Here is a 26,723-nt window from a genome sequence, read left to right as displayed (position 1 = left end):
CCCGACGCTAGCCCGCGGCACCGACATTCGGCGGCAGAGCCACAGGATTCGCTGTCCCCTACGCGACCCCTCCGCAATCGACCGGACGGAATCCTCAGGGACAAGCGCGGCCGATACCCGGTATTCAAGCCATGGCATCTCTACATCGATCCGAAGGTGGCCTCGCGCGGGCGGCAGGACTGCGGCCGTCGACGGTGGGCAGTCAGAGGAAATTCCGGGCATTATGTGCCCCGACGTCGGGGGGTGACGCTGGGGCGGGGCGTTCCGGGAATCGAATGGTCGGAGGAGTTCCGGAACTGCGCAAAGAGTACACAGCGCGACCGACATGTACTCGTGCGGCTACGGATCTGCGGTCAGGTCGACTCGGCGGGGTCCACACTATTCGCTCATCCCGTCGGCGAGCTCGAGCACTCGTCCCAACAATCACCTCACCGCCGGCCAGTAGCCACCTCGGGCGGACGCAGGACCCGGATGTCGGGCTCGGTCCGACGACCGTGGTCAGACCTAACCGAGAGACTCCCGGCCCAGCTGTCCCGGGAGTCTTTACCCGAAGTGGCTGCCACGCAATGAAGCAGTGCGCGATCATCTTCCGGGTGGTCGGCAATTGCCGCCCAATGCGGATAGGCCTCGCGCATTCAGGAACTCGGCGTACTCGAAGCGCGTCGAGTACGTCCCGGCACGCAGCTGATGAGCCGGGCCGCCAGGAGCACCCGGCCAGGTCGGTCCGCGATGCCGCGGTCCGGTGCTGTCCGGTCCGCCCGGGCGGGGTGGCACTGTTCGACACCACGGCAGTGTGAACCCTGGGTAAAGCTCCGTGCGGGGAACGGCGGAGCGGTCGATGCGTTCGGGGGTGTCTGCGAGGCTGGAGGAACCACCGGAAGACCACCGAAAGAAATTCGGAGTCCCATGAGCGCTGACCGAACACCCCACGAACCTCGTACCGCCGATTCCCCGATCGGCGATTCGCTCCTCTGGCTGGGCGGCGGCCACGCGAACGACTACGCCGAACCCGGCGAGCGTCCCACGTACCAGGTCGCCGGGCTGATCGTGCTGATCAATGGACTGCTCGCCTGGCTGGTCACAACCGTGGCCCTCGCCGCCGCGACGTCGTGGCCGGTCCTCGCGCTGCTGCCGTGCACCGTGACCGTCGGCCTTCTGGTGGGCGCCCTGGCCCGCACCCTGGCCGCCGGCCGCCCGGTTCGGTGGTCCGGGCTGGTGGGTCGGGCCGCCGTCGCGCTGTTCCTCGGGGCGGTGCTCGGTGAGCTGGCCTGCGTCGGCCTCCTCGCCGGATCGATCGACCGGGTCCTCGAGGATCGGGCCGCCGCGGTTCCGGAAGTCGTGCACTCGGCGCAGACCCTGGACGGGCTGCGGGACCAGCGGGCCGGTCTCGACGAGTCGGTGCGCCAGGCCCGCTCGCGACGCGACGAGGCCCTCGTCGTCGCCCGCTGTGAATTCAACCCGTCCCCGGCGTGCCCGCCGGACAAGATCACCGGTGTGCCCGGCGCCGGCCCCGAGACCCGCACCGCCAACGAACTACTCGCCGGCTCCCGGCAGGAACTCGACGACGCCCTCGCGACCCGCGACCGCGACGCACCCGGCCTCGACACGGAGATCGTCCGGGCCGCCGACGGTCTCACCGCCGCCCGGGCGGCGGCGCCGTCCGAGGTCGACCGCGGCCTCGGCGCGCGCTGGACGGCGATGCACGAGTTCACCGTCGGCCACACCGGCGCATTGCTGCTGCGACTGGTGTCGTTCGCCCTCTTCGCGGTGCTGAGCCTGCTGCCGCTGGTGCTGAAGCTGTGGCGCGGGGAAACCGAGCAGGATCGCCGCGACGTCGCCCGCGCCGAACAGCAGCGGGTCGACCGTGAGGCCGACACCGCGATCGCGGCGAGGCTGGCGCAGATCAGGGTCGCCACCGAAACCCTGAAAGCGGAGCAGCACTTGGCCGCCCTCCGTCTCGCGGCCGAGGCCGAGACCGCGATCGACCGGGAACGGCAGCGACGACGGGTCGTCGCGGCGCGCGGTGGCGAGCCGACCGCCCCGTCACACGCGGTGGAATCGTCGGACCATCCCCTCGAGCCCACGGCGGCGGCGGAACTACCCACGGCGGCGGCGCTGACCGCGCCGTCCGCCTCGGACGAGCCGCCGGCGGCGGAGACCGACGGAGCCGACACCAAGAATCTGCCGGTGCCGGTCGGCACGGCACCGGTCGAGCAGCGCCGAAGCGGACCGCTGCGCGTGCTGCCCGCCGTTCTGTCGCTGAGCAATCCGCTGCCGGACATCACCAGGGCGGTGACCGGAATGGTCCGCCCGTTCGTGCCCCCGATCCTCGCCCGGGCGGTCGGCCACACGCAGCGCACCCTCGTCGAGGAATTCGAGGAGGTCAGCGTCAGCTACACCCGCCGCCGCACGGTGACCGTCGACGAGCAGCAAACCACATCCGCGGACACCGAACCCTCGCCCCGCACCCGGGTGATCAGCACCCGGGTGACCGAGCCGCCCGAGCCTACGCACACCGGATCGGGGTCCGCGTGGCGGATGGACCCGCCGGATGCGGCATCGAACGACGACCCCTCGCACACCCTCGCCGAAGCGGACCGCCGCGGCGCCGTGACCGCGCGGACGGACCCGCGGGAGCTGCCGCCGGGCACGTGAAGCGGCCACCGCAATTCGAGCGACACCGGGTCGCCAGCGTCAGCCCTCCGTCGGCCGCACTGGTCTCGGTGCACACGTTCGACGCGGCCACCCTCGTCCACCTCGGGTCACCTCTCATGCACCCCGGGTCGCACCGGGCGGCACTCGTTCGACGGGCAGCTGAGCCTCGCCTCTACCCCATCCAGGCAATCAAGACTGTGCCACGCGGCGCTGTCGGCGACCTTCGTCCACCGTTCGTGTGACACCAACTCGGTCTCGGTAACCGAGGCGTGTCGCCGACCTCACGCCGATCCCCCGGCGCATGCACGCCATGCCTACCTGCGGCAGGAAAGCGGAAGGGGCGGAAGGACGGTATCAGCGCGCCCCACGCGAGGCCCGCGAGCGGCGAGACTCTGCCCACACCGATCCGGCCCGATCATCGATCAGCTCACCAGAGCGCGGCCAGCGCGCACTTGTGGAGAGACCTGCCCCGATCTCGTCGTAGATCGGCTGGATGTCGCACACGAACGCGTCCCCGCCCTCGGGGAACACATGCTGTGCACTCCAAAACGCCAAATGCGCATGTGTTCGAAAGAGTCTGGCGGCCTTGACGTAGCGCGTCGCGGGATCAATCCAGTGCCATGACGCTGGTCCGGCGTCTGTGCGCCCGGGTTCAGTCGGCGCAGGGCGGCACACTCTGCTCGAAGCTGAAGACGTTCTCCGGGTCGTACATGGCCTTCACCTGGCGCAGCCGCCGACGGTGGGAGCCGTAGTACTCGAGTTCCCAGTCCGCGGCAGCGGCGTTGGGCACGTTGACGTAACCGCCGTCGCCGTAGGGGCGCAGGGCGCGCCAGAAGTCGGACGCCCAGCCCAGGGCTGCCGCGTTCAGGGCGGGGTCGTTCCACGCGGCGCCCGGTTCGCAGTAGAACAGGGCGTTCCGGTGCCCGAACGCCGACCCGCCGGGCGGGTCGTCCCGCACGGTCCCACCGAAGCTCGAGCAGAAGAAGTTGCTCGGTCCACTGGGGGTGTTGTCCATGAAGCGCACGACGAGATCGATCGCCTCGTCGGGGAACGGGCGGGTGACGAACTGAGAGTAGAACTTCCAGAAGGGGACGTCGTTCGGCCCCCGGTCGACCTGCCCGTAGACGGTGGGCCAGGCGTCCTCGACGACGCTCACCTCGGGGTCGCCGATCGCCAGCAGCGAATGCAACTGGTCTTCCATCTCTCCCCGGGTGCCGCCGTACAGCAGCGCGGAGAGTTCGACCGCGGTGGAATCCGCCTCGAGCGCACTGGTCAGCCGGTCGTCGGCGACCGGGGCCTCGCGCTGCCAAGTGCGCAGCAGTGCGCCGAGGTGATCGTGTCCGGTCCAGCGGGCGACCAGAAACGTGACGTCGGACAATTCCTGCAGCTTCAGCGTGTAGGACGTCGCGATGCCGAAGTTGCCGCCGCCCCCGCCGCGGCACGCCCACAGCAGGTCGGCATTGTGGTGCTCGGTGGCGTCCACGACCTTCGCCGAACGTGCACCGTCGGCGACCACGATCTCGGCGGCGAGCAGATTGTCGCACGCCAAACCCATGCTGCGGGTCAGTAATCCGAAGCCGCCGCCGAGCACCACACCACCGAGACCGACGCCGCCCTCGGAGCCGGTGGGAATCACGAAGTCGCGCTGCCCGAGCGCCGCGACCGTCTCCGCCTGGGTCAGGCCCGTCCCGACCGTCGCCGTGCGGGCCTGCGTGTCGACCGTCAGGCTCTTCATTCGGCTGACGTCGATGACCAGGCCGCCGTCGATCGACGACCAGCCCTCGAGGCTGTGGCGGCCGCTGCGGGCGCGCAGCGTGATGCCCTCGGTGCGGGCCCACCGCACGGCGTTGACCACGTCCTGGGTGTCGCAGCAGAAGACGAGGGCGTCGGGATACCGGGAATACAGGCGGTTCCAGCCGACCCGCGCCGCCTCGTACCCGGAATCCCCGGCGCGCACGACCTCACCGGTCAGTTTCGTGGTGGTGGCAGTCATCGGTTCATCCTCCGGCATCGGGGCATCGATTGGTCAGTGGGAGACGACATCTGGTCGGTACGAGAAGACGTCAGGGTCAGTGGGAGAAGACATCGGCGTCCCCGGGTTCGGTGTCGAGGACCTCGCGGTGGAAGAACCACAGGTACCCGAAGTAGATCCCGCCCAGCAGGAGCAGGCCGATCGCGATCAGGATCGAGGTCAGGGCCTCGGGCGGTGAGACGATCACGAACACCACGGCCGCCGACCACACCAGCGCGCCGATCGCGACCGGCACTTCGAACCGCCCGAGATCGAACGCGTCCTGGTGGTGACCGAGTCTTCTGCGGACCGCGAGGTAGAGGATGATGATCCCGCCGTAGAGGACCGCCGAGATGACCGTTCCCGCCGTGAGCAACTCCAGGAGGGCGCCACCGGGCAAGGCGGCCATCAGGACGACCCCGACGCCGACGATCAGGATGGTCGCCGGAATCGGTGTCTGGGTGCGCGGGTTGACCCGGCGCATCAGTCGGTAGGCCGGGAACCGTGCGTCCCGCGCCATCGCGAACACCATGCGTGAGCAGGTCGCCACGGTGACCATCCCGGCACCGAAGAAGGCGAACGCGATCGCGACCAGCAGCGAGCGCTCCATCACCGGTCCGAGTTGGTCGCGCAGGATCGCCGCCACCGGGCTGTTGCTGGCGCTGATCCGTGGGATGTCGGTGATCGCGATGGTGAGCGCGATCAGGAAGATCATTCCCAGCACCGCCGCGGCCACGACCGATCCCACGATCGCGCGCGGGACGCTGCGGAAGGGATCTTTGGCTTCCTCGGCCATGTTCGCCGCGGAGTCGAAGCCGACGAGGGTGGCCAGCCCCATGATCATCGCGGCCATCAATCCGCCGCCGACGGCGAAGTAGTCGGGGGTGCCCGCGGTGATGCCGCGGGAGGTGAGGTTGCCGACCGAGCCGTCGCCGGTGAACAGAACGGCGGCGAACAGGGCGATCGTCAGCACCACGACGATGACCAGTTCGAGGCCGACCGCGCCGGAGGTGATCAAACCGACGAGGCGGGTGGAGAAGACGACGAGGACCGCCTGGACGAGCACGACGACGAGCGTGATCACGCGGGCGGTGTCCTCGTCCGGCGCCATGCCGAACAGCGGCATGACTGCGGAGCTTGCCATCGCGTTGTCGACGGCCACCACACCGAGCGCCAGGCCGCAGAAGGTCAGCCACCCGAACACCCAACCGATCTTCGGGTTGGCCAACCGTGAGGCCCACTGGTAGGACGAGCCGCTCAGGGGTATCCGGGCCGCGAACTGCGCGATCACCAGCGCCACCAGGGTCTGCCCCACGGCCACGACCACCCAGAGCCAGATCCCCACCGGCCCGGCGTCTCGCAGGACATCGTCATAGGTGCCGAAGATCCCGACCGCCACGGAGATGAATGCGAACGAGATCGCGAACACCTGAAAGGACCCCAGCGTGCGCTTCAGTTCGGGTGTGTAACCGCAGTCGCGGCATTCCTGATCGGCGGTCTGCGTGCTCATCGACTTGTCCGTCGTCATCTCGGCCGCCTCACGTTTCCATCGGGACTACGGGAACCGCCACCACGCGACCCGTCCCGCAGCCAGCGAGACCGGTCTGTTTCATCCTCCACCACGCCGGTACCCGATGTCAGCGATGCTTCGGCCCCCTAAACACTCCCGCGGTTGAATGGGTGCCCGCAGCAACTCGGTCCAGCGGGGACGATCGTCAGGCGTGTGTTCACCGCCGCGGGCCCCGGTGGCGATCTCCGCGAAGGACTGATCCTGGATGCGGCTCGTCCCGCCCAACGCAGCGAATCGCAATCATCTCGGCGGACTGTGCGTCAAATATGCTGGCAGGCATTACTTTTCATCTAGTTTATATATGTCAATTTGTAGTTGGTTATTCACATGGCTTGCGAATACAATCGCTCGGGCAGCACTCCTCCGCTGCCGTCGCCGACGACACCACAGGCGCCGCGTACTCTCCACTGACGCGTCTCTGTATCGGTTCGCCCTGGTTGGATTGCGAGGCCGGAGCGGACCGCCCGGGGCCTGAGCGACACGTCGATATGGGCCCGAGCTCGGCAGCCCGACGTATCCGACACCGCTGACCACCTGCCCCAATCAGACATCACGACGTGCCGGCCATATCCTGGAGAAGCATCCACGTCGTGCAGTCTCCGGGTTGCATCGACGCCGGTGGGTGCCGATTTCAGAAGTGAGTGTCGACGATGGCCGAGTTCGATCCGCACATCGCTCAGCCCGCTCCCCGTCCCGCGATGGCCGCGGAGCTGGCCGCGGCTGGATTCGACGACCCCCGGGAGATCGGTCGTGGCGGATTCGGCGTCGTGTATCGCTGCCTGCAACCATCTCTGGACCGCACAGTCGCGGTGAAACTCCTCACCGACGACCTCGACCCCGACAACCTCGAACGGTTCCTGCGTGAGCAGCGCGCGATGGGTCAGCTGTCCGGGCACCCCCACATCGTCAACATCTACCGGGTTGGCGCTACCTCGTCGGGTTGCCCCTACATCGTGATGCAGTATCACGCGAGCGATTCGCTCAGTGCCCGCATTCGTACAGGACCGATCGGGTGGCCCGCGGCGTTGCGGCTGGGGATCAAACTCGCCGGTGCCCTCGAAACCGCACACTGCCGCGGCATCGTCCATCGCGACGTCAAGCCGGCGAACATCCTGCTCACCGAGTACGGCGAGCCCCAGCTCACCGACTTCGGTATCGCTCGCATCGCGGGCGGCTTCGAGACCGCCGCCAGATCCAACCTCGGGTCGCCGGCCTTCACCGCCCCCGAGATCCTCGCGGGTGGGACGCCCACGGCGAGCTCCGACGTCTACAGCCTCGCGGCGACACTGTTCTGTGCGATCACTGGCCACGTCGCGGTCGAGCGGCGCACCGGTGAGAGGGTTGTGGCCCAGTTCCTGCGCATCACCTCCGGACCCATCCCAGATCTCGATGCGGAAGATGTCCCACAGGACGTTGGCGACATCGTCGAACGCGCCATGTCCGCCGACCTGGGGCGGCGCCCGCCGAGCGCCGCCTCGTTCGGGTACGAACTGCAGCAGTGCCAGCGTCGACATGGTCTGTCCGTCGATCACATGGCCCTTCCGCTCGCGCCGCCCGACACGCAGCATTCGCTCAGCGGGGCCCTGGACGTCACATCGGGGGGCTCCCACCCGCTGAGCACTGGTGCCCGGCGGCACACACCGACAACAGGCCCCCCACCCACTCCGGCGGCCAAGTTCCGCCCGCCGACTCCCGCCCATGTGCTCGTCGCCCGGACTCGGCTCATCGATGTCCTCCGCGCGGGCCGGTCACGACGGCTGACCGTGATCCATGCGCCGGCGGGATTCGGCAAGAGCACACTCGCCGCTCAGTGGCGTGACGTCCTCACCGAGGACGGTGTGGCAGTGGCATGGCTTGGAGTCGACCAGGACGACGACAACGTCGTATGGTTTCTCGCGCACCTGGTCGAGGCCATCCGGAAGATCAGGCCGGCCGTGGGGAATGGTCTCGGTGACATGCTCGAGCAACAGGGCGATGCGGTCGGACATTACGTCATGTCGAGCCTGATCGACGAGATCCACGACAGTGGTCTGCGCCTGGCCATGGTCATCGACGACTGGCACCGGATCACCAGTGCGGAGACGATCGCGGCGATGGAGTTCCTTCTCGACCACGGCTGTCACCACCTGCCGATCATCGTCACCAGTCGCACCCGAACCGGTCTGCCCTTGAGCCGGATGAGAGTGCGTGACGAGCTCGTCGAAATCGATTCGGAATACCTGCGTTTCGATGTTGCGGAGGCAACGTCATTCCTGGTCGATCGCGCAGGGCTGGCGCTCGACCAGGACGATGTCACCGCATTGACCGAGTCGACAGATGGATGGGTTGCCGCTCTGCAACTCGCGTCCTTGTCCCTGCGTGGACGCAATGACCCCACGTCGCTGATCGGGCACCTGTCCGGCCGCCATCACGCCATCGGCGAGTTCCTGGCCGAGAACGTACTCGACACCCTCGACCCGGAACTGCTCGAGTTCCTCCTCGCCACTTCGATCACCGAACGTATCTGCTGCAGTCTCGCGTCGGCACTCGCGCACGTCGAGCGGGCGCAGGCGATGCTCGAAGATATCGAGCGCCGAGACCTGTTCCTCCGCCGGATCGACGACGACGGTGAGTGGTTCCGGTATCACCACCTGTTCGCCGAACACCTGCGCAGACGACTCGAGCGTAATGATCCCGAGCGGGTCGGTACCCTCCACAGCGCGGCTTCGCGGTGGTTCGCCGATCGCCAATTGCTCAGCGGGGCCGTCGATCATGCACTGGCTGCGGGAGACGACCAGCATGCTGTCGATCTGGTCAAACATGATGGGGCGGTTCTGCTCGAGCAAGCGAAAATGTCCACCCTGCTCGGTCTGGTGGCGAAACTTCCCCCAGGACTCGTCGCCTCCAGCGCTCGTCTCCAGCTCACACTGGCGTGGGCCCACTGCGAACTCCAGCGCGTTCAGCCCGCGCAGGTCGCATTGGACCGCGCCTACGCCCTCCTCGATCGTGCCCCGCCCACCTCTGCCGAGGTCGCCGACCTTCGAGTTGAGGCCGATGTCGTTCAGGGTGACATCGCCATTTTCTCGGACCGGATCGATGGTGTCGACGAGTTGATGGCGCCATGCCTGTCCAGGCCGGCGACGCTTCCCCCGTGGGTCGTCTCCGCCGCGGCCGACATCGCCACCTTCGCCAAGGTCTTCGAGTTCGATTTCGACGCGGCAGCCCGGATGCAGGACTGGGCAGCGACGTACCACGAGCGCACGCGCGGCCCGTACAGCGGCGCCTGGGGATACTGCTACGAGGGGATCGCCGCCAATGAACAGCTCGATGTCGTTGCGGCCGAATACCACTTCCGGAGGGCGATGCAGCTTGCGGTGAGGTCCGGGGAAGCCCACTCCCACGCCGCGCGTCTGGCCGGCGCACTGCTCGGCGAACTGCTCTACGAAAGCGGTGACCTCAGCACCGCCGAGCGGATGTTGAACGACAGCCGCGAACTCGGATTCGACGTGTGTGTGGATTTCATCCTCGGCCCATGCGTCGTCGGCGCGCACATCATGGCGCTGCGAGGGGACCGCGGCGGTGCGGAGAAACGGTTGGACGAGGGAGCCGAGGCCGCCGAATCTCGATCCCTGCCACGTCTACGGGCCCGGATCGACAATGAGCGCGTCATGCTGGGCCTGCCCCTCGAACCCGGTCGAACTGTCGAGTTCGCCCAACGGCGTCACCCGGTCGACGGACTCGACGAGATCACCGCGCAGCTCGAGGATGCCACGGCCATCACCCTCCTCCTCGATCGAGGATCATCGCAGGCCACCGCGACGGCCTGTGTGTGGGCCGACGAGTGGGTACAGCGGATCGACGGCAGAGGACGGCACCGTGCACTACTACAAGCGAATCGACTCCTCGTCGGCTGCCTCGCGGCCGCGGGCCGCAAAGTCGAAGCGAGACAGGTACTGGCCTCGATCGCGGCGCAGTGCGCCGATCACGGCATGATCCGCTACCTCCCCGACGGCGGACCCGATGTTATGTCCACCCTGCGCGATCTCCGCGACGAGCAACGGCACGGACGGTGGCGGCCGGAGTGGACAATGGTACCGAGCGCTTTCCTCGAAACTGCGTGCGACGCACCGACATCACCGAGGACTCAACCGTAGCCATACGATCAACCACAGCCGCATCGGGCAGCGTTCGTGTTGTTGACGACCGGCCCCGACGCAGCGCGGAATCCGGGGAGGGAGCGGACCTCATGTCGATCAGCCGAAGCAGCACCGCATGCCGTAACCGTGCATCCATGAACGCCCCGCCCGGCTACCGAAGACGTGTCCGCCGAACTCCTGGTTGTCGAACAACAAACGGGAGCGAGTCGCACTGCTACGTTTTCCGAGGACGACGTGGTCCACCCTCGACGAGATGCCGACCTCTGCTATGCGTCAGCTCGGGTGTGGGACCGCAACCACGCCGTCGCCGGCATCCGTCGATGCCTTTGTATGCGGCGATGTCGGCCGGTAAGTCCTCGACGGTGTCGGCGAGCTGAGATGCCTACCGCGGAAACGTCCAGTTGACCCGGCGGTATGTCTGGTCCGGAGTGAGGCGTTTCATGAATTGCTCGGCGCGGTCGGTCACGCCGTTCGGTGTCAGCCCGGGTACGGGTCGGTGTATTTGGTGCAGGCTCATCCCGAACTTGACGGACCAGTCCGCCGACAAGGTGACCAGCGCGGCGTCGAATCACAGATTGCCGTGGATGCTCTACCACGCCCGCGCGCTCGGCGCCCGGATCGGCCGCGGTGTCGCCTGCACACCCTGCCCCCGGTGACCGGGATGCTCGAACTCGACCCGAGAACCCACAGCCCGAACAATCATTCGTTGGGAAAATCTCCGGTGATCACGAAGATGACGCGGCGATTGATCTCGACTCACCTTTGTCCTGAGTCGAGAACGTGTCAATGTTGGCTGGGTGGATTGAGGCTGTCCGTCAGCGAGAGAGTGACGCACGTGCGCGGCGGTGCGGATCGCGCTCCGCGGGCTACTCGACGCCCCACTCCGGTCACCGCGGACCTCCCGCGCCGACGCTCGCGTTTGGAGCTGACAGCGGACGGCTTCCGCCCCGCTCCGCGGGTGGAGGACGGGCCAGCCGCTACTGAACTGTCGGTGGGAGTTGACCGAGGAGGACCTCGCCGCGCCAGACCCGGAACTCCATCCGGTCGCATTACGTACCCTAGCGCTCGCAGTCACCACTCGTCCACCGAATACTGCACGCCTTCCACATCACCCGCAACGCAGACTTCGAGGCCGAAGAGGACCGCGGCGAAGACCTTCTGCAGGCGCTCGAGCGGGAGTTGGCCCACCGCCGCTTCGGATCCCCGGTGCGACTCGAGGTTGCCAACGATATGACCGAGCACATGCTCGACCTCCTCCTGCGCGAACTCGACGTCGACCCGGGCGACGTCATCCACGTGCCGGTCCTGCAGGGTCGGGGTTGCCGCATGGGCCTGAATGCGTCGAGGCATCCTGTGCAGATGTCGCCGCCCTGCGCGACGGGTATCTCTCGATCCCGGGGACACCGCACGGGGGACGCCGGGGCGGGGGTTCCGAGAATCGATCGAATGGGGGGGGAGTCCCGGAACTCCGCACAGACTACACAGGACGACCGACATGCGAGCGTGCGGCCACGGACACTTGCGCTCCAGTCGAATCGGGCGGGGTCCACGCTATTCGCGCATCCCGTCGGCCAGCTCGAGTACTCGTCCCAGGTACCGCCCGGCACGCTCCTGGGTGTCGGCATCGTACTTCTTCGGTGCAGGGGCAAACTCCGACCGGGGATCTGGGACGCCTGGGGGCCGGGCACCACGGCTGACCATGTCGGTTGCACTCGGCACAATGATGACCATGACCGCTGCGCGATCTTCGACCGATGCCGCACCCCAGGCGGTGGTGGAGGGGGTGCTGGAGCGGATCACCTACGCCAACGAGGACACCGGCTACACCATCGCCCGCCTGGCCACCGAGCGGTCCGGCCCGGATCTGGTGACCGTGGTCGGGCCGCTGCTCGGCGCCCAGATCGGTGAGAGCCTGCGGCTGACCGGTCAGTGGGGCAACCACGCCAAGTACGGCAAGCAGTTCCAGGTGCGCTCCTACACCACCGTGCTGCCCGCCACCATCGCGGGCATTCGCCGTTACCTCGGCTCCGGGCTGATCAAGGGGATCGGGCCGATGATGGCCGAACGCATGGTCACCCACTTCGGTCTCGACATCCTGACCATCATCGAACACCAGCCGCAGCGGCTGATCGAGGTGCACGGGCTCGGCCCCAAACGCACCCAGAAGATCGCCGATGCGTGGGAGGAGCAGAAGGCGATCAAAGAGGTGATGGTGTTCCTGCAGGGGGTGGGGGTGTCCACCTCGCTGGCGGTGCGGATCTACAAGAACTACGGCGACGCCTCCATCGGTGTCGTCCGCGCCGAGCCGTACCGGCTCGCCTCCGACGTGTGGGGCATCGGGTTCAAGACCGCCGACACCATCGCCCAAGCGGTCGGGATACCGCACGAGAGCCCCGAGCGGATCAAGGCCGGGCTGCAGTACACCCTGTCGCAGGCCGCCGACAACGGGCACTGCTACCTGCCCGAACCCAACCTGATCACCGAGGCCGCCAAGACCCTGGAGGTCAACCGGGACCTGATCGGCCCCTGCCTGGACCAGCTCGCCACAGACGAAGGCGTGATCTGCGAACCGGTCCCCGCCGGGGACGGGAGCGTCCCGGCGGTCTATCTGGTGCCCTTCCACCGCGCCGAGAGCTCCCTCGCCGGCGGCCTGCTCGGCCTGCTCCACTCCCCGGCCGACAGGCTCGCCGCGTTCACTCGGGTCGACTGGGACACGGCGTTCACGTGGCTGCGGGGCCGGACCGGGCAGGACCTGGCCGACGAGCAGAAGGGCGCGGTCACACTCGCCCTCACCCGCAGGGTCGCGGTACTCACCGGCGGGCCCGGCTGCGGTAAAAGCTTCACCGTCCGCTCCATCGTCGAGCTGGCCACGGCGAAGAAAGCCAAGGTGGTGCTGGTTGCGCCGACCGGGCGGGCCGCCAAACGGCTGGCCGAGCTGACCGGCCACCAGGCCTTCACCGTCCACCGTCTGCTGGAGCTGCAACCCGGCGGCGACCCGAAATACGACCGCGACGACCCGCTGGACGCTGACCTTGTTGTGGTGGACGAGTCGTCGATGATGGACGTCATCCTGGCCAACAAACTGGTCAAAGCCATCCCGGAGGGGGCGCATCTGTTGCTGGTCGGTGACGTCGACCAGCTCCCCTCCGTCGGTGCCGGCGAAGTACTGCGCGACCTGCTGGCCGCCGACACGATTCCGCGGGTGAGGTTGACGAAGATCTTCCGGCAGGCCCGGCAGTCCGGGATCGTGGTCAACGCCCACCGCATCAACGCCGCAACCGGCCCGCAGCTCACCGGGTTCGACGACTTCTTCTGGTTCGCCTGCGAACCCGCGGAACAGTCGGATCTGCACCCAGCCGAGGAGACCGCCAAGCTGGTGGTCGACATCGTCGCCCGCCGCATCCCCCACAAGTTCGGGCTCGACCCGCGCCAGGACGTGCAGGTCCTGACACCGATGCACCGCGGCCCCGCCGGGGCCGGCAACCTCAACGCGTTGTTGCAGCAAGCGCTCACCCCACCGAAGGACGGACAGCCCGAACGCCGCTACGGCGGCCGAGCGTTCCGGATCGGCGACAAGGTCACCCAGCTCCGCAACAACTACGACAAAGGCAAAGCCGGGGTGTTCAACGGCACCGTCGGCGTCGTCACCACCGAGGACCAGACGCTGACCGTGCTCACCGACGAGGAAGAATCCATCGACTACGACTTCTCAGAACTCGACGAACTCGCCCACGCCTACGCCGTCACCATCCACCGCTCCCAAGGCAGCGAATACCCCGCGGTCGTCATCCCCCTCACCACCTCGTCCTGGATGATGCTGCAACGCAACCTGCTCTACACCGGCGTCACCCGCGCCAAGAAACTCGTCGTCCTGGTCGGCTCCCGCAAAGCGCTGGCCGCGGCGGTCCGCACCCCGGGCGCGGGCCGCCGCCACACCGCCCTCACCCACCGGCTCCAGACCAGATAACGCCCACACAAACCCCACCGGGACCGGCCACAAGAGCCTGCGCAGCGCCCAACGCTACGTCAAACCCGGCCTGGCCTCGGTGCACCAGGCCACCGAGGTACTGTCCAGCCCCCGCCGAGACTGAAGCTCCTACCTGCGGAACGAACCGTCCCGGGTCCGATGCACACAGTCGAAGGCGTCGGCCACCGATCGACGGCAGCAGTCCCTGCAGGAACAGGGTCTCCCCGAAGCGCAGAGCCGTATATTGACCAGGCGCCGCTGTGATGAATAGTGCATCCGCGCAACGGGTTACTGTGAATCGCCATCAAACCCTGGACGAGTCACCACACCCGCCGCGAGGAATCCGGCAGTGGTCAGAGCGACCACGACTATCGCCGGGCGGTCAGCGCACCGAGCCCGACGACCAACGCTCGACATGACTTCTCTCCCCCGGCTCGTCGCCGCGGCTCGGTCGGTCCGGTACACGACTGGCCCGCACGGCGGAGCCGGCTGGGCCGATACTGGGCGGGTGCAGCACTTCCTCGCTGACCACGAGTTCGCGGCGACTGCGGTAATGTTTGGCCTCATCGTCGCACTCTCACCGTCGCGGCGATCTCGTCGATCTTCCAATGACGCGTGACGTCCTCGACGAGGGGTCGCGAACGCGCGGGTCGCCTGACTCGGCCCTACTTGGCGCTCTTGAAGAGAGAGTTCTTCGTCGAGGAAGCCGGCACGATCTCCAGCCGCTGTAGCTCAGCACCGGCACCGGTGACGTCGCCATCAGCTTGGTCGAGTATTTGCAGGCCTTTCTCCACTGCACGCCAGTCCGCTGACTGGTCGAAATATCCCAGGAGATCAACGACGTCGGCGACCCATCGTTTCGCGCCGCGTCTGTCGCGTCGCAGCTGGGCGTAGTAGGTCACCATGGCATCGCTCACCGACTTCTTGCGCTGCCCCCACTTCTCGCCCTTCCGGGCCGCGTCACTGGCCAGTCGCCACAGCTGTGCAACGTCGACGTGCCGATCCAGCACCGGTTCTCTCACACCTGGCACAGTAGCGATCCCACAGGACAGGTGACAGCGACCCTGCTGCACGTAGCCGATCCCCCACACGGTTCGCTGTCGCGATCGGTGTCTCACGGATCTGTGCGTCAGAAGCTGGCCGCCAGCCGAGGGCCTGGTTCGACGAGCTGTACGCCGTCGGCGACCGGCCTCGAATGCTGTGCCTCACCCTGCTCGTGTCAACTCGCCCGCAGACCGCCGTGGACACTGGAGTATGGGGCGGTGACCAGGATCTTCCCAGGTTCCTCCGGGCTCCGGTCGATCGACACCAGGCGGAGGTAGGTCCCATCGTTCCCGCCCGCTGCGCGAACGTCGTCCCATGCCTCGAGCTCGGCCGCTCGATGGGCTGCATGGAGAGCCCCCACCTCGTCAACCTCGACGGTGATGGTGTGCAGGCCGCTGGTGGACATTGCGGTCTCCCTGCGCGGACGTTCCCTGGGCCTCGGTCGTGGATCTGTACTCAGTGTCCCATCATGATCGCTTACTCCGGTGGAGTCGATCCCTGCTGCCTGTAGGGGCAAAGTTGGCCGGGCGCACTCCGGGCACGCGGATCACTAGCGAGAGACGAGTGCGCTCGGTACCCGCAGCGGTCTATGTCAATGCGGCCCCGCCGCCGGTGGTGTCCGATGTATTCAGCTGTTATGGGAAGGGTGGTTCGCTGATGGCGTCGGCGATAACGATCATGTCGAGGTCTGGCGGGTCGGCGTGCTCTTGCGTGTGCTGGTTTCGGCCGCGGTGACGTTGCTGCGCTCGGGTGTTCTCGCGGTCGGCGACAGCGTTCTGCCAGTCCCGGTCGGTGGGTGTGCCACCCTCAGCGGTGGTCGGGCCGGGAACGAGCCGGATCGGGTTCGGTGCTCGCACCCGGGCGAGGCCCAGCGTCGCCTCGAGCATCGCAACGTGCGCGCCGATCCAGGTGCGTGGCCGACCGCTGAACGGCAGGAACTGCCAACGGTCACGGCCTGCCGAACGGTCGGCCCCGAACTGCTCCGGGTCATCCCACAGTGCCGAGTCATGGTGAATGGCATAGGTTCCCACGGTGACGTCCGTTCCCACGGTGACGTCCGTTCCCGCGACGACCCGGTATCCGTCCACAACGACGTCGCGACTTGCCCTCCGGGACAACGCAGGCGCCGACTCGAAACAGCGCGCGGTCGTTGCCTGCGCACTCGAGGGTGACGGTGAGGGCCTGCAGACGGCAGGTTGTGCAACTCGCCCATCCGGAGCTGCAGCGGCCGATCCGTCAGCCCGCCGACGGTGAGCCGAAAGTCGTCCGGGTCGAGCTGCGGCGTCTGAAACTGATTGCGCACGTATAAGTGGGCATTGGGCATCACGGCCACGCCGATCAGCGCCGGGATCGAGGTTTCGCAGTTGAGCGGATACGCCCGATGTACCACCAGGCCGGCGTCGAAGGCCTGCTGGCAGGCGTCCTCGGGATCGACCGCCGCGACGAAGTCACTCACCGGTGGCGGCGCGGCGCAACCGCCGCTCGCGACGGCGCGCGCACGTGGTGGCCGGGTAGATGTCGAGGCTGCCCACCCGCCGGAAGGGCCCCAACTCGCGCAGGCTGTCCTCGTCGTCGGCGTCTGGGATGAAATAGAGCGTGTGTTCGTCCCGCACGACGGCCTCGCCCCGGACCCGGACACCACACCGCCGGACGTTCGGGCGGCTGAGGTGATTGAGGATCATCGCACCCATCTCCGGATCCTGCGCGGGGCATCGCTCGGCCGAATGATGATGTCGCACCAGGAACAGCGTCATGGTCATCCTTCGAACGATCGACCGCGTCCAGTCTCTTATTCGGTGGCCACCAGCACGCTGGTCAGCCGGTGAACCAGCGGTGGCGGCGGGTGGCGGCGAATTCTGCCTTCTCCCGGGCGAGTTCGATCGAGGGCCCGGAGAACGGGGCGACCGGGGCGGGGCCGGAGAGGAAGTCCGCGTCCACCTTGCCGACCAGCCCGTCCCCGAACTCGATGTAGCAGGTGCCCTGGCCGCGGTATTTCTCCGGCGGGGGTGATCCGTGCAGGTGCGCGGCGATGCCGGCGGCGACGGTGCGGGCGGCGTTCTCGGCGAAGACGCCGGCCCGGGGAACGGGCGCGTCGGCGCAGTCCCCGATGGCGTAGACCCCCGGGTAGGGGGTGGCGAGGGTGCGCGGGTCGACGGCGACCCAGCCGTCGGTGCCGCCCTCGGTGAGGCCCGACGCCTCGACGACCGCCGGGACACGATGCGTCGGGATCCCGATGAACAGGTCGTAGGCGAGGTCACCGGTGCGGGTGGTCGCCACATGCTGCTGCGGGTCCAGCGCGTGCACCCGCAGGCCCGGCGAGTACGCGATGTCGCGGTCGGCCAGCGCCGCCACGAGCGCGGACGAGGTGTCCGCGGACACCGGGATCGGCGAGTCCATCGGGCTGAGCACATGGATGCGGGTGCTGTCCCGGATTCCGCGCCGGGTCAGCTTCTCGTGCAGCAGCATCGCGCCCTCGTAGGGTGCCGGTGGGCACTTGAACGGGACACTGAGGATCGCGAGCAGCACGGTCCCGCCGGCGAAGCTCTCGAGCCGCTCCCGCAACCGGCGGGCACCGTCGATGGAGTAGTACTCGTGCCCGTCCTCAACGAAACCCGGGGTGGCGGCCGGGTCGTAGTCGGCACCGAGCGCGACGACGAGGATGTCCGGCTGGTACTCGGACCGGTCGGTGGTCACGCGCCGGGTGTGTGGGTCAATCGAGGTCACCGCCTCCTGCCGGAATTCGACACCCGGCCGGGTGAGGTCGGCGTACGGAATTCGGACCGCCTCGGGCGGCTGGTCGTGGAAGAGGATGTCCATCTTGGAGAAGCCGAACATGAACGCGTCGTTCCGGTCGATCAGCACGACGTGGACCTCGCCGGCCAGCGACTCGGAGAGACCGGCGGCCAGCTCCAGGCCGCCGAACCCAGCGCCGAGGATCAGCACGGTCCGCATGCCACCAGCATCCTCCCGCGCCCGGGCCGTTCGCAGGCGAATCGACCGCAGCGTCCGGATCGGCGCACCGCCGACGACCGCAACGGGGCCCGCACCGGGGGCCGGTGGGCCGACCGTGGGATCGTGTTCGACGCGACGGCGGGGCGGTCCTGCGCCCGACAGTGGCCGGTCAACGTATCCGGCCCGCTCGGCGAATACGGAGAGGTCCGCGGTCTCGTCGAGGTGCTGGGCGAGGAGCGCGTGCCGGGGTAGCGATCGAGGAACGCGAGGATATCGAGCGAGTTCCGGTATGAGACAACCGCGGTGACGCCGGTCGGGTCGGCGATCCGGATCGTCTCTTGTCTGCGCTGATCTGCGCAGCCCCCTCGACGTGAGGCACCCGCCCGGCGCGTCTCATGCAGTAGACGCATCGGTTGGTTCCTGTCCATGTCCACGCCCGCCTGGACAGCACCCGCATGCTGTTGAGTCCGACGATGACGGTGGCGGCCCGGTGATTGTCTCCCGTCAGCAAGACTGGGCCGGTACCGGTGAGATCGCTCAGCTCGGTGCGCCTGCTGCACAGCTAACCACACCCGGGCTTGCCACGGATAACACCTTTGAGCACGTGTCTCACCGCATATCGGGGAAGCGCCTCGGCGCGGCGGACATCGGATCCCAAATCCCCAGGTCGGTTGTCCTCCGCCATCTGATCTGAGGCATTGCCAATGAGCCTGAGGTAACCGCGGCCTTCTGCTGTCAAGTTGAGGAAGACCGGCTGTCTACCTGCACGTTTAGGAGTTTCTGCGTACCTGTCCGGCGGCCCGTTGCCTCAACAATGTGGGCGTGAAGGCGACCAGGTTGCGCTGCCACATTGCTGAGGCACCCCTGGTCGATAACCCGTTCGTGCCTCAGATCGAATGGCAATGGACAGCGAAATCCCCAGGTCGGAGCGGCTGTAGGTTCCGCACGAAATGCGGACTCGAGGGCCGGATGAGACGGCCATCTCGGCACCCTCGACCCTTGTGGAGAGCGAGCCTATTTGGAAATATGTAGATATATGCATACCTAGATATCTGCAGGTGATGGTTGCATGACGGTGAGCAAGATTCTCCATGCGCCGATTCCGGTGGTGGAGGCGCAGGTGCTGGCGTCGCTGCTGCGGACACTCGGCGACCCGACCAGGCTGCGGATCCTCACTGCACTGGACACGGTGTGCGTGCCCGTGACGGCGATCGTGGAGGCGACCGGGATCCGGCAGCCGACCGTCTCGCACCACCTGCGGATCCTGCGCGATCGTGGGCTGGTGCGCGGTGAGCGGCGCGGCGGCTACGTGTTCTACTGCCTGGCCACGGACGCTGTGCGCGCTGCGCTGGACGTCCTGCAGCCGCTGGCGGCGAGCTCCGACAGCGGCACCGCGCCGCTGGGGGATCCATCAATTCCGGACAGCCGGAGACAAGACAAATGAGAGGAGCAAGACGATGGGACTGCAGATTGGCGACACGGCACCGAACTTCGAGGCCGACACCACCGAAGGGCGGATCGAGTTCCATGACTGGATCGGTGACTCGTGGGCGGTGCTGTTCTCGCACCCCAAGGACTTCACACCGGTCTGTACGACCGAGCTCGGCTATATGGCCACGCTCGAGCCCGAGTTCGGACGTCGTGGCGTGAAGGTCATCGGGCTGTCGGTGGACACCACCACCGACCACGAGGCCTGGGCCCAGGACATCGAGGACACCCAGGGCGCCCGGCCCAACTATCCGATCATCGGCGACGCCGACTTCAACGTGTCCAAGCTCTACGGGATGCTGCCGGCGGGCACGTCGGGCGACCCCAAGACCAGGACGCCGGCCGACAACCAGACCGTGCGGAACGTGTTTGTGATCGGGCCGGACAAGAAGGTCAAGCTGATCCTCGTCTACCCGATGACGACCGGCCGCAACTTCGACGAGGTGCTGCGGGTCATCGACTCGCTCCAGCTCACCGCCCACCACCGGGTTTCGACACCGGTGAATTGGAAGCAGGGCGAGGACGTGATCATCGCCGGCTCGGTGTCCAACGACGAGGCCAAACAGCTCTTCGGTAGCTGGACAGAGCCCAAGCCCTACATCCGCATCGTGCCCCAGCCCAGTTGACGGCGCGGGACACGAACAACGTAGGGGTTCGAGTGAGGCAAGGCGATGATCTTCACCCAGCACTACCCCCGCTGCTTGTCCCCCGCCTCGCACCTGATCGGTGACGGGACCTCGGGCAGGGCGGTCGTCGTCGACCCGCGCCGCGACATCGGCGTCTACATCGAAGAGGCCGCGGCGGCGGGCCTGACTATCGAACGGGTGATCGAAACCCACCTGCACGTGGACTTCCTGAGCGGCCACCTCGAGCTGGCGGCTCGTACGGGCGCGGTCATCTCCAATGGCGAGGGCGCCCAGGCGGAGTTCCCGATCGAACCGTTGCTCGACGGCCAGCGGCTCTCGCTCGGCGAAGTGACGCCCACGGTCCTCGCCACCCCTGGCCACACGCCGGAGTCGATCTGTGCCCTGGCGCGGCCGAGCGCCCCGGGGCAGCCTGGCGACAGCAGGGGCCTGGTGGATCCTCCGGAGGAAGGGGTACGTCGATGACGACGGTGACCGGAAGCATGGACGTCCCGGCGGCAGCGGTACCCACATCGCCGCTGCTCGACCGGATCCGTCTCGGGATCATCGGTGAGGGGGAGGTGTTGGACGGACCCTACGGTCCACGCCGGATCACCTACGCCGATTACACCGCTTCCGGGCGGTCTCTCGACTTCCTCGAGGGCTTCATCCGCCGGCAGGTGCTCCCACGCTACGCCAACACCCATACCGAGAGCTCCGGCACCGGTCTGCAGACTTCGCTGCTGCGGGAGGATGCACGACAGCTCATCCACGACTCGGTCGGCGGCACCGAGGCGGATCTGGTGATCTTCTGCGGGTCCGGGGCGACGACGGCGGTGAACAAGCTGGTGGACATTCTGGGACTCCGCGCCCGATCCGGTGTGGCCGCGCAGCACTGGCAGGGCGGACAGATTCCCGAGCGGCAGCGTCCGGTGGTGTTCGTGGGCCCCTACGAACACCACTCCAACGAGTTGCCGTGGCGTGAATCCATCGCCGAGGTGGTGGTGATCGACGAGGACGCCGACGGTCATATCGATCAGGGACAACTGGAGGAGCGGCTCACCCACTACGCGGACCGGCCGACACTCATCGGCAGCTTCTCGGCTGCCTCCAACGTCACCGGCGTCCTGTCCGACACCGACCGGATCGCAGAGCTGTTGCACGGGCACGGCGCGTTGTCGTTCTGGGATTACGCCGCCGCCGGGCCTTACGTCCCGATCCGGATGCGGGAAAGCGCTGCCGGCCGCGGCGATCACAAGGATGCGATCTTCCTGTCGCCGCACAAATTCATCGGCGGTCCCCAGACCCCCGGGGTGCTGGTGCTCCGCCGTGAACTGGTCCGCAATGCCGTGCCCACCACACCGGGAGGAGGCACGGTGGCTTTCGTCGACCCGACCGGGCACCGCTACCTCGACGACCCCGTCGCCCGGGAAGAGGGCGGCACGCCGGCAATCGTCGAATCCATCCGTGCTGGGCTGGTCTTCGCGCTCAAGGATGCTGTCGGTACCGACCTCATCGGACAACGAGAGCGGCGGCTGTGGCGCCACGCTTTCGGCCGGTGGCAGCATCACCCGAACATCGACATCCTCGGCCGCCCTGGGGCGCAGCGCCTGTCGATCGTGTCGTTCCGGGTCCGGTCGGGCGCGCAGCGCTACCTGCACCACAATTACGTCGTTGCCCTGCTCAACGACCTGTTCGGGATCCAGGCCCGCGGCGGCTGCTCCTGCGCCGGCCCGTACGGGCATCGCCTCCTGACCATCGATCCACCACATTCTCGTGCCTACGAAGACGAGATCGAGTTGGGTTGCGAAGGCATCAAACCGGGCTGGACGCGGATCAATTTCAACTATTTCATTTCCGACACCGTGCGGGATTATCTGATCGACGCCGTGGACTTGCTGGCCCGGTACGGTCACCGACTCCTCACCGACTACACCTTCAGTCCAGACACCGGCCTGTGGCACCATCGTGTCGGTTCCCCGCGGCCACCCCTGCGGCTGACGGACCTGTTCTACGACGACGCCGGGATCCTGCGATACCCGGCCGACCGCGACAGCCTCGACGAGACCGCGCTGACCGATCACCTGCGTGATGCTCGTATCCTCCTCGAATCCCGTCCAGACGAGGTCCCCGACGGACCGACCGGCCTTCCCTCGCACTTCGAAGCTCTGCGCTGGTTTCCGCTGCCTCCCCAGTGCCTGACCGCCGACGGATGAGATCGGCACCGACAAACAGCCGCACCCCCACCACGTCCTACCGGAGGTACAGCCAGGGACTACGGCAAGGGCGAGTTGTTGCACGCGCTGAAACGGAATCTGCTCCACCCGCACTCGAGGGCACCGCCCGCGCCCGCCACGCCGGCCCCGAAGCCATGTCCCTGCTGAGCACCTACTTCGTGTGCGGCAACCGCGAAGAGCTCACCGGCCTGGTCGAGTCCGCCGGGCTGCAGGTCACGACCGTTCGCACGAATTCGGGCACCTACCGGGCCCCGTCTGTCGACGCGTTCGTGACCACCGAAGTCGAGAGCACACCGCTGCTCGAACGAATCTCCGACGACGTGTACCGGCGCATCCGCGCCGACGCCCACGACGTTCTGGCACCGTTCACCACCCCCGACGGCAGCATCGAGGCGCCCTTCGAATGCAACATCGTGGCGGCACGCCGGCCATGAGCGACGCCACCACCGCCACGATCCATCCCGCCCTCCGCGCCCACCGCGGCGTCAGCGCGCAGGTACGCCAGGTCCTCGGCCGGCGGCTCTACGCAACGTCGCAGCCCGTCCGCACGGCTCGGTGCTCGTCCAGACCCCCGACGCCGCGTGGGCATTCGGGTCCGGCCCGGCCACCATTGTGCCAGGCACAGACGCCAACGGCCTCAACGAGCGAATCCGCTGGTCCGTGACGAGGCCCCCGGGAACTGAGCCTGGACCGACCGCCACAACCCCACCGCCGGGGTCACCGCGCGGTACGGACCACCTGCGGCCCGATCATTATGTGCCCGCCTGTCGTGGGAGAGGGCAGCCGCTATGAGGGCACTTCATTCACACTTCAGGAGACCAAGTGCCCTCAGCAGATCGACGCGACGAATACCCTCAATGCTCTGGTTGCACGCTCAAAATTGCAGAGTCATGCCACCCGTGTCCGGGGTGGCGAGGCGCTGCCCGGGCGAGCCGCGGCCAGGGCTGGAGCTGCTCCAATTGGGCAGCGAGCGCCAAAACGGTGGTCTCGCCGCCCGGCGGGGCGGCGATCTGCACGGCCAGCGGGGTCCGGGTGTGCGGGTGGATTCCGACCGGGACGGTCACGGCCGGCCATCCCACCAGATTCCACAGCGAGTTGTAGGGTGCGAAGCGCATGCAGGCGATCGCGTTCGCGAGCCACGACCGTCGACTCCACTCCACCGCTGCGGGCGGCGGGTGCGCCAGCGCGGGAGTGACCACCACGTCGAAATGCTCGGCGAGGGCGCGCAGTCGTCGCTCGACCCGCGCCACCGGGCCGGGCCGGACCAAACCGACTCTGTTGACAGCCCGCCCCACCGCGGCATGCCGCCGGGTCCTCGGCTGCAGCATTGCACGATCCAGAGTTTCCGCGTCCGCGGCGACACCGGCGAACCATCGCACCAGATCCGGTACCGAGGTGGCCGAGTACACCTGCGTCGCTTTCGCGGCGGTGGTGAGATGGCCGGCCGCGTCGAGGATCCGTGCCGTCTCCTCCACGCCACATGCCCAGTGCGCGTCGGTGCGCACCATCGGGTTGGGATGGCCGAGCACCACCGCGATCCGGGCACGGCCCGGATCGCCGATCTCCGCGAGCTCGGGGCGGCCGGCGAGCACAGACAGCATCAGCGCCGCGTCGGCCACCGTGGTCGTCAGCGGCCCGTTTTCCGCCATCGAGTGCATCGAATTTGCCCCGATCTCGGACGGCACGAGGCCACGACCGGGTTTGAGGCCAACCAGGCCGCAGGCGGCGGCGGGAATGCGGATCGATCCCAGACAGTCGGTGCCGTGCGAAATCGGGACCATGCCCGCGGCCACCGCGGCGGCCGCACCGCCCGAGGATCCACCCGCCGACAGACCGGTATTCCACGGGTTGCGAGTGACAAAACCCGGTGAATCGGTTGTGCCCCACACACAGAGTTCGGACACGGCCGTCAGCCCCACGGGCACGGCGCCGGCCGCGCGCAACCGCGCCACCACCGGGTGGTCGGTCGCCGACGGCTCGACGCTGGTGGCTGCGGAGCCGTCGCGCAGCGGTGCCCCCACGAGCGCTACCTTGTCCTTGACCGCGACCGGCACTCCGGCTAGCGGCAACTTCACGAGATCCGCTCGCGTGGCCAACGCCGTCGCCTCGGCGAGCGCCTCGTCGGCGCGCACGGACACGAAGGCGTTCAACACGGGATCGCGTTCCGCGATTCGGTTCAGAGCGTCGCTGACCGCGTCGACCGGCGCCAGAGCACCGGAACGCACCCGCACCGCGATCGCCGCCGCGGTGTTCTCGTGACCCGGGTCGACGGACCCCGTCACCCAGGTCATGCGGCCACCTCCTTTCCCAGATCTGCGCGTATGACGATTTTCTGCGCGCACCGCGACAACGAACAGGCACCCCCGGGGTGCGATTTCTGCACCCCGGAATAATCGCCGCCAGCACTGGTCGATCCTGCTGGCCGACCCATGTCTTGCGAAGGACGAGGAAGCCGACTTCGGTTTCAATACGGATGATCTCGACACCGCGTGGTCCAAATAAACTGACAGACATGCGGGCGCCCCTCGGTCGGGGATCAGCTCGCCGCCCTGACCGTCCGGAAGCTGCGCACCGGCGCCCGGGTTCCGCAGTTGCTGATGTTCTCGCTGACCATGCCGATGGCGATGCTGGTGCTGTTCAGTCAGGTGTTCCGCAGCGTCGCCGCCGGACCCCGCTTGCCGGCCGGGGTGAGCTACATCGTCTTCCTCACCCCGGCGATGCTCGCCGTCTCCACGGTGATGGCCGGCACCAACGCCGGGGTGTCCGCCGCGATCGATCACCCCCCGGCCTGCGCGACCGCTTCGCGGCCCTGCCGATACGGGCGGCCCTGCCGGGGAATCGCTCGCACCATCAACGAGGCCGTGTTCACCCTCGCCCGGGCAGCATTGCTCGGGATCGTCACCGTGGCTTTGGGTTTCGAGTTCTACGGCACCGCCGTCGATGCCGTCGCCGCGGCCGTGGTGCTGGTGGTACTGGCCGGGGCGATGAGCGCGTTGTTCGGGCTGATCGGGGACTGGCTGCGGCGCCCGGACGTGGTCCAGTTCGCCGGGATGATGGTGATGATGGCGCTGATGTTCGTGTCGAGTGCGTTCGCGCCGATCGAGTGGTGGGCCGCACTCGCCAGAGCAGGTCGGCTCCTGTGTCGGCGGCTTCGTGCCAGAACTCGCGCCCGAAGAACCCGCGGTCGGCAAGGACCAGCATGCCCGGCTCGAAACTTGATAGCAGGGGCCGGGCGAGTGCCCGCTCGTCGACCAGCACTCCACCGATGGGTGCGCCGACGACGGTGTCGGTGCGGCATTCACCGAGACCGACCACTTTGACCTTCGGGTACGGGGCGTCGAGCCCGTGGCTGTTGCCACGACCGCATGCGGTTTCGTTCGCGGTGGTGCCGGGGACATCGAGTTGCACCCCGTCGATCGCCACCACCTGCAGCTCACAGAGCCACCCGCCGGCGGTTCCGGAACCGGCCAGTGGCAGGGCAACCCGCAGGTAGAGTTCGCGCAGCGGCCGCTCACCGAGCCGGGCACGGGCCTGACACAACGCCGAAGAACTCAGGGCCTGCCAGACCTCGTCCCATGACCGCAGAAACCGCAGTCCCTGCACCAACTTGGACATCACCTCTTCGTAGGTGTCGTCGAAGAAACAATGTCATCGCCGACGCGAAATAGACCATGACTCGGGTGGGCAGCAGGCGTCGTCGGCGCTCGACGGCCCCGGTTTCCGTCAAGACTTCGTCGACGAGATCGCGGTGGACAACTCGGGTGAGCACGCCGAGACCGATACAATCGGTCAACCGGTCGTGGCCACCGCGTTCCTCACCTGAATCGTTGTCCGCCACAGCCATCTAGGATGCGTGGATAACGTTGCTGCGCAATAACTCCAGAAGTCAATCTGAGGGCTGGAATTCCCACCACCCATCAAATCACCCTCGCTGGATCAACCCACTCGGCACACTCCGGACATGAACCACATCAACACCTTCCGCAGGCGCAACGACGTGACCAGCGGCGATGCCGAAGTAACGGCATTGCCACTCGATC

The 26,723-nt window shown here is 67.5% G+C and carries 18 protein-coding genes and 4 pseudogenes; 11 read left to right on the top strand and 11 right to left on the bottom strand.

Annotation, left to right across the window (positions count from 1 at the left end; genetic code table 11):
- The first annotated feature begins 906 nt into the window (after window positions 1–906).
- A complete protein-coding gene (locus tag P3H15_RS37595) occupies window positions 907–2,655 on the top strand; it encodes a DUF4407 domain-containing protein (protein ID WP_276141902.1) in 1,749 nt (582 codons plus the stop codon).
- Window positions 2,656–3,307: 652 nt separating this feature from the next.
- Here P3H15_RS37595 and P3H15_RS37590 read toward each other — a convergent pair.
- Together P3H15_RS37590 and P3H15_RS37585 are read right to left on the bottom strand one after the other, a co-directional pair.
- The gene (locus P3H15_RS37590; protein ID WP_276141901.1) at window positions 3,308–4,648 is read right to left on the bottom strand and encodes an FAD-binding oxidoreductase; all 1,341 of its coding nucleotides are present in this window, start codon (window positions 4,646–4,648) and stop codon (window positions 3,308–3,310) included.
- Between the two features lie 76 nt (window positions 4,649–4,724).
- Window positions 4,725–6,194 (bottom strand): APC family permease, encoded by a 1,470-nt coding sequence (locus tag P3H15_RS37585; protein WP_276141900.1) that lies wholly within the window; start codon window positions 6,192–6,194, stop codon window positions 4,725–4,727.
- A 692-nt stretch (window positions 6,195–6,886) separates the two neighbouring features.
- On the opposite strand from P3H15_RS37585, the gene P3H15_RS37580 reads away from it, so the two are divergent.
- Window positions 6,887–10,369, top strand: a complete 3,483-nt coding sequence (locus P3H15_RS37580; protein ID WP_276141899.1) for a serine/threonine-protein kinase — start codon at window positions 6,887–6,889, stop codon at window positions 10,367–10,369.
- A 269-nt stretch (window positions 10,370–10,638) separates the two neighbouring features.
- Here the strand turns inward: P3H15_RS37580 and P3H15_RS37575 are convergent.
- Window positions 10,639–10,952, bottom strand: a pseudogene (locus P3H15_RS37575) (heme-dependent oxidative N-demethylase subunit alpha family protein); the annotation flags it as partial.
- Between P3H15_RS37575 and P3H15_RS37570 the strand changes: the two are divergent.
- From P3H15_RS37570 to P3H15_RS37560, 3 genes and pseudogenes are all read left to right on the top strand, one after another.
- Entirely contained in the window at window positions 10,897–11,028 is a 132-nt protein-coding gene (locus tag P3H15_RS37570; RefSeq protein ID WP_276141906.1) for a hypothetical protein, read from the top strand. The pseudogene P3H15_RS37575 and the gene P3H15_RS37570 sit on opposite strands and share 56 nt — an antisense overlap.
- 439 nt (window positions 11,029–11,467) lie before the next feature.
- A pseudogene (locus P3H15_RS37565) lies at window positions 11,468–11,674 on the top strand (hypothetical protein); the annotation flags it as partial.
- Between the two features lie 427 nt (window positions 11,675–12,101).
- On the top strand, window positions 12,102–14,339 hold the full coding sequence (locus P3H15_RS37560; protein ID WP_276141898.1) for an ATP-dependent RecD-like DNA helicase: 2,238 nt from the start codon (window positions 12,102–12,104) through the stop codon (window positions 14,337–14,339).
- Between the two features lie 665 nt (window positions 14,340–15,004).
- Here the strand turns inward: P3H15_RS37560 and P3H15_RS37555 are convergent.
- The 5 genes from P3H15_RS37555 to P3H15_RS37535 all read right to left on the bottom strand — a co-directional run bounded on the left by P3H15_RS37555 (window position 15,005) and on the right by P3H15_RS37535 (window position 18,335).
- On the bottom strand, window positions 15,005–15,361 hold the full coding sequence (locus P3H15_RS37555) for a hypothetical protein (RefSeq protein ID WP_276141897.1): 357 nt from the start codon (window positions 15,359–15,361) through the stop codon (window positions 15,005–15,007).
- A gap of 197 nt (window positions 15,362–15,558) precedes the next feature.
- Window positions 15,559–15,789 carry a hypothetical protein gene (locus tag P3H15_RS37550; RefSeq protein ID WP_276141896.1) on the bottom strand — a complete coding sequence of 77 codons (231 nt, stop codon included), beginning with the start codon at window positions 15,787–15,789 and terminating at the stop codon, window positions 15,559–15,561.
- A 229-nt stretch (window positions 15,790–16,018) separates the two neighbouring features.
- Entirely contained in the window at window positions 16,019–16,690 is a 672-nt protein-coding gene (locus P3H15_RS37545) for a cytochrome P450 (protein ID WP_346348823.1), read from the bottom strand.
- A 141-nt stretch (window positions 16,691–16,831) separates the two neighbouring features.
- Complete coding sequence (locus P3H15_RS37540; protein WP_276141895.1) at window positions 16,832–17,143, bottom strand: hypothetical protein; 312 nt, start codon at window positions 17,141–17,143, stop codon at window positions 16,832–16,834.
- Between the two features lie 55 nt (window positions 17,144–17,198).
- Window positions 17,199–18,335 (bottom strand): NAD(P)/FAD-dependent oxidoreductase, encoded by a 1,137-nt coding sequence (locus tag P3H15_RS37535; RefSeq protein WP_276141894.1) that lies wholly within the window; start codon window positions 18,333–18,335, stop codon window positions 17,199–17,201.
- A 1,069-nt stretch (window positions 18,336–19,404) separates the two neighbouring features.
- Between P3H15_RS37535 and P3H15_RS37530 the strand changes: the two genes are divergently transcribed.
- The 5 genes from P3H15_RS37530 to P3H15_RS37510 are packed head-to-tail and all read left to right on the top strand — an operon-like array spanning window position 19,405 to window position 23,117.
- Window positions 19,405–19,779 (top strand): helix-turn-helix transcriptional regulator, encoded by a 375-nt coding sequence (locus P3H15_RS37530; RefSeq protein WP_276141893.1) that lies wholly within the window; start codon window positions 19,405–19,407, stop codon window positions 19,777–19,779.
- 13 nt (window positions 19,780–19,792) lie between these two features.
- Window positions 19,793–20,449, top strand: coding sequence for a peroxiredoxin (locus P3H15_RS37525; RefSeq protein WP_276141892.1), 657 nt, complete (start codon window positions 19,793–19,795; stop codon window positions 20,447–20,449).
- Window positions 20,450–20,494: 45 nt separating this feature from the next.
- Window positions 20,495–20,932: an MBL fold metallo-hydrolase gene (locus P3H15_RS37520; protein ID WP_346348822.1), complete on the top strand. Its 438-nt coding sequence runs from the start codon at window positions 20,495–20,497 to the stop codon at window positions 20,930–20,932.
- Window positions 20,929–22,662, top strand: a complete 1,734-nt coding sequence (locus P3H15_RS37515; protein WP_276141891.1) for an aminotransferase class V-fold PLP-dependent enzyme — start codon at window positions 20,929–20,931, stop codon at window positions 22,660–22,662. Before P3H15_RS37520 ends, P3H15_RS37515 begins: the two co-directional genes overlap by 4 nt.
- Window positions 22,659–23,117 (top strand): hypothetical protein, encoded by a 459-nt coding sequence (locus P3H15_RS37510; protein WP_276141890.1) that lies wholly within the window; start codon window positions 22,659–22,661, stop codon window positions 23,115–23,117. Before P3H15_RS37515 ends, P3H15_RS37510 begins: the two co-directional genes overlap by 4 nt.
- Window positions 23,118–23,537: 420 nt before the next feature.
- Here P3H15_RS37510 and P3H15_RS37505 read toward each other — a convergent pair whose 3' ends face one another.
- Window positions 23,538–24,974, bottom strand: coding sequence for an amidase (locus P3H15_RS37505; RefSeq protein WP_276141889.1), 1,437 nt, complete (start codon window positions 24,972–24,974; stop codon window positions 23,538–23,540).
- A 258-nt stretch (window positions 24,975–25,232) separates the two neighbouring features.
- Here P3H15_RS37505 and P3H15_RS37500 point away from each other — a divergent pair, with 258 nt between their 5' ends.
- Entirely contained in the window at window positions 25,233–26,003 is a 771-nt protein-coding gene (locus tag P3H15_RS37500; RefSeq protein ID WP_276141905.1) for an ABC transporter permease, read from the top strand.
- A gap of 229 nt (window positions 26,004–26,232) precedes the next feature.
- Here P3H15_RS37500 and P3H15_RS55870 read toward each other — a convergent pair.
- Window positions 26,233–26,298 (bottom strand): annotated as a pseudogene (locus P3H15_RS55870) (hypothetical protein); the annotation flags it as partial.
- Between the two features lie 88 nt (window positions 26,299–26,386).
- Window positions 26,387–26,527 (bottom strand): annotated as a pseudogene (locus P3H15_RS55865) (hypothetical protein); the annotation flags it as partial.
- Window positions 26,528–26,723: the final 196 nt, after the last annotated feature.

Origin of the sequence: Rhodococcus sp. T2V (assembly GCF_029269925.1) — a bacterium.
GTDB classification, from domain to species: domain Bacteria; phylum Actinomycetota; class Actinomycetes; order Mycobacteriales; family Mycobacteriaceae; genus Rhodococcus_F; species Rhodococcus_F koreensis.
Note: the sequence above shows the minus strand (reverse complement) of the source record. Positions and strands in the feature narration are given on the sequence as shown.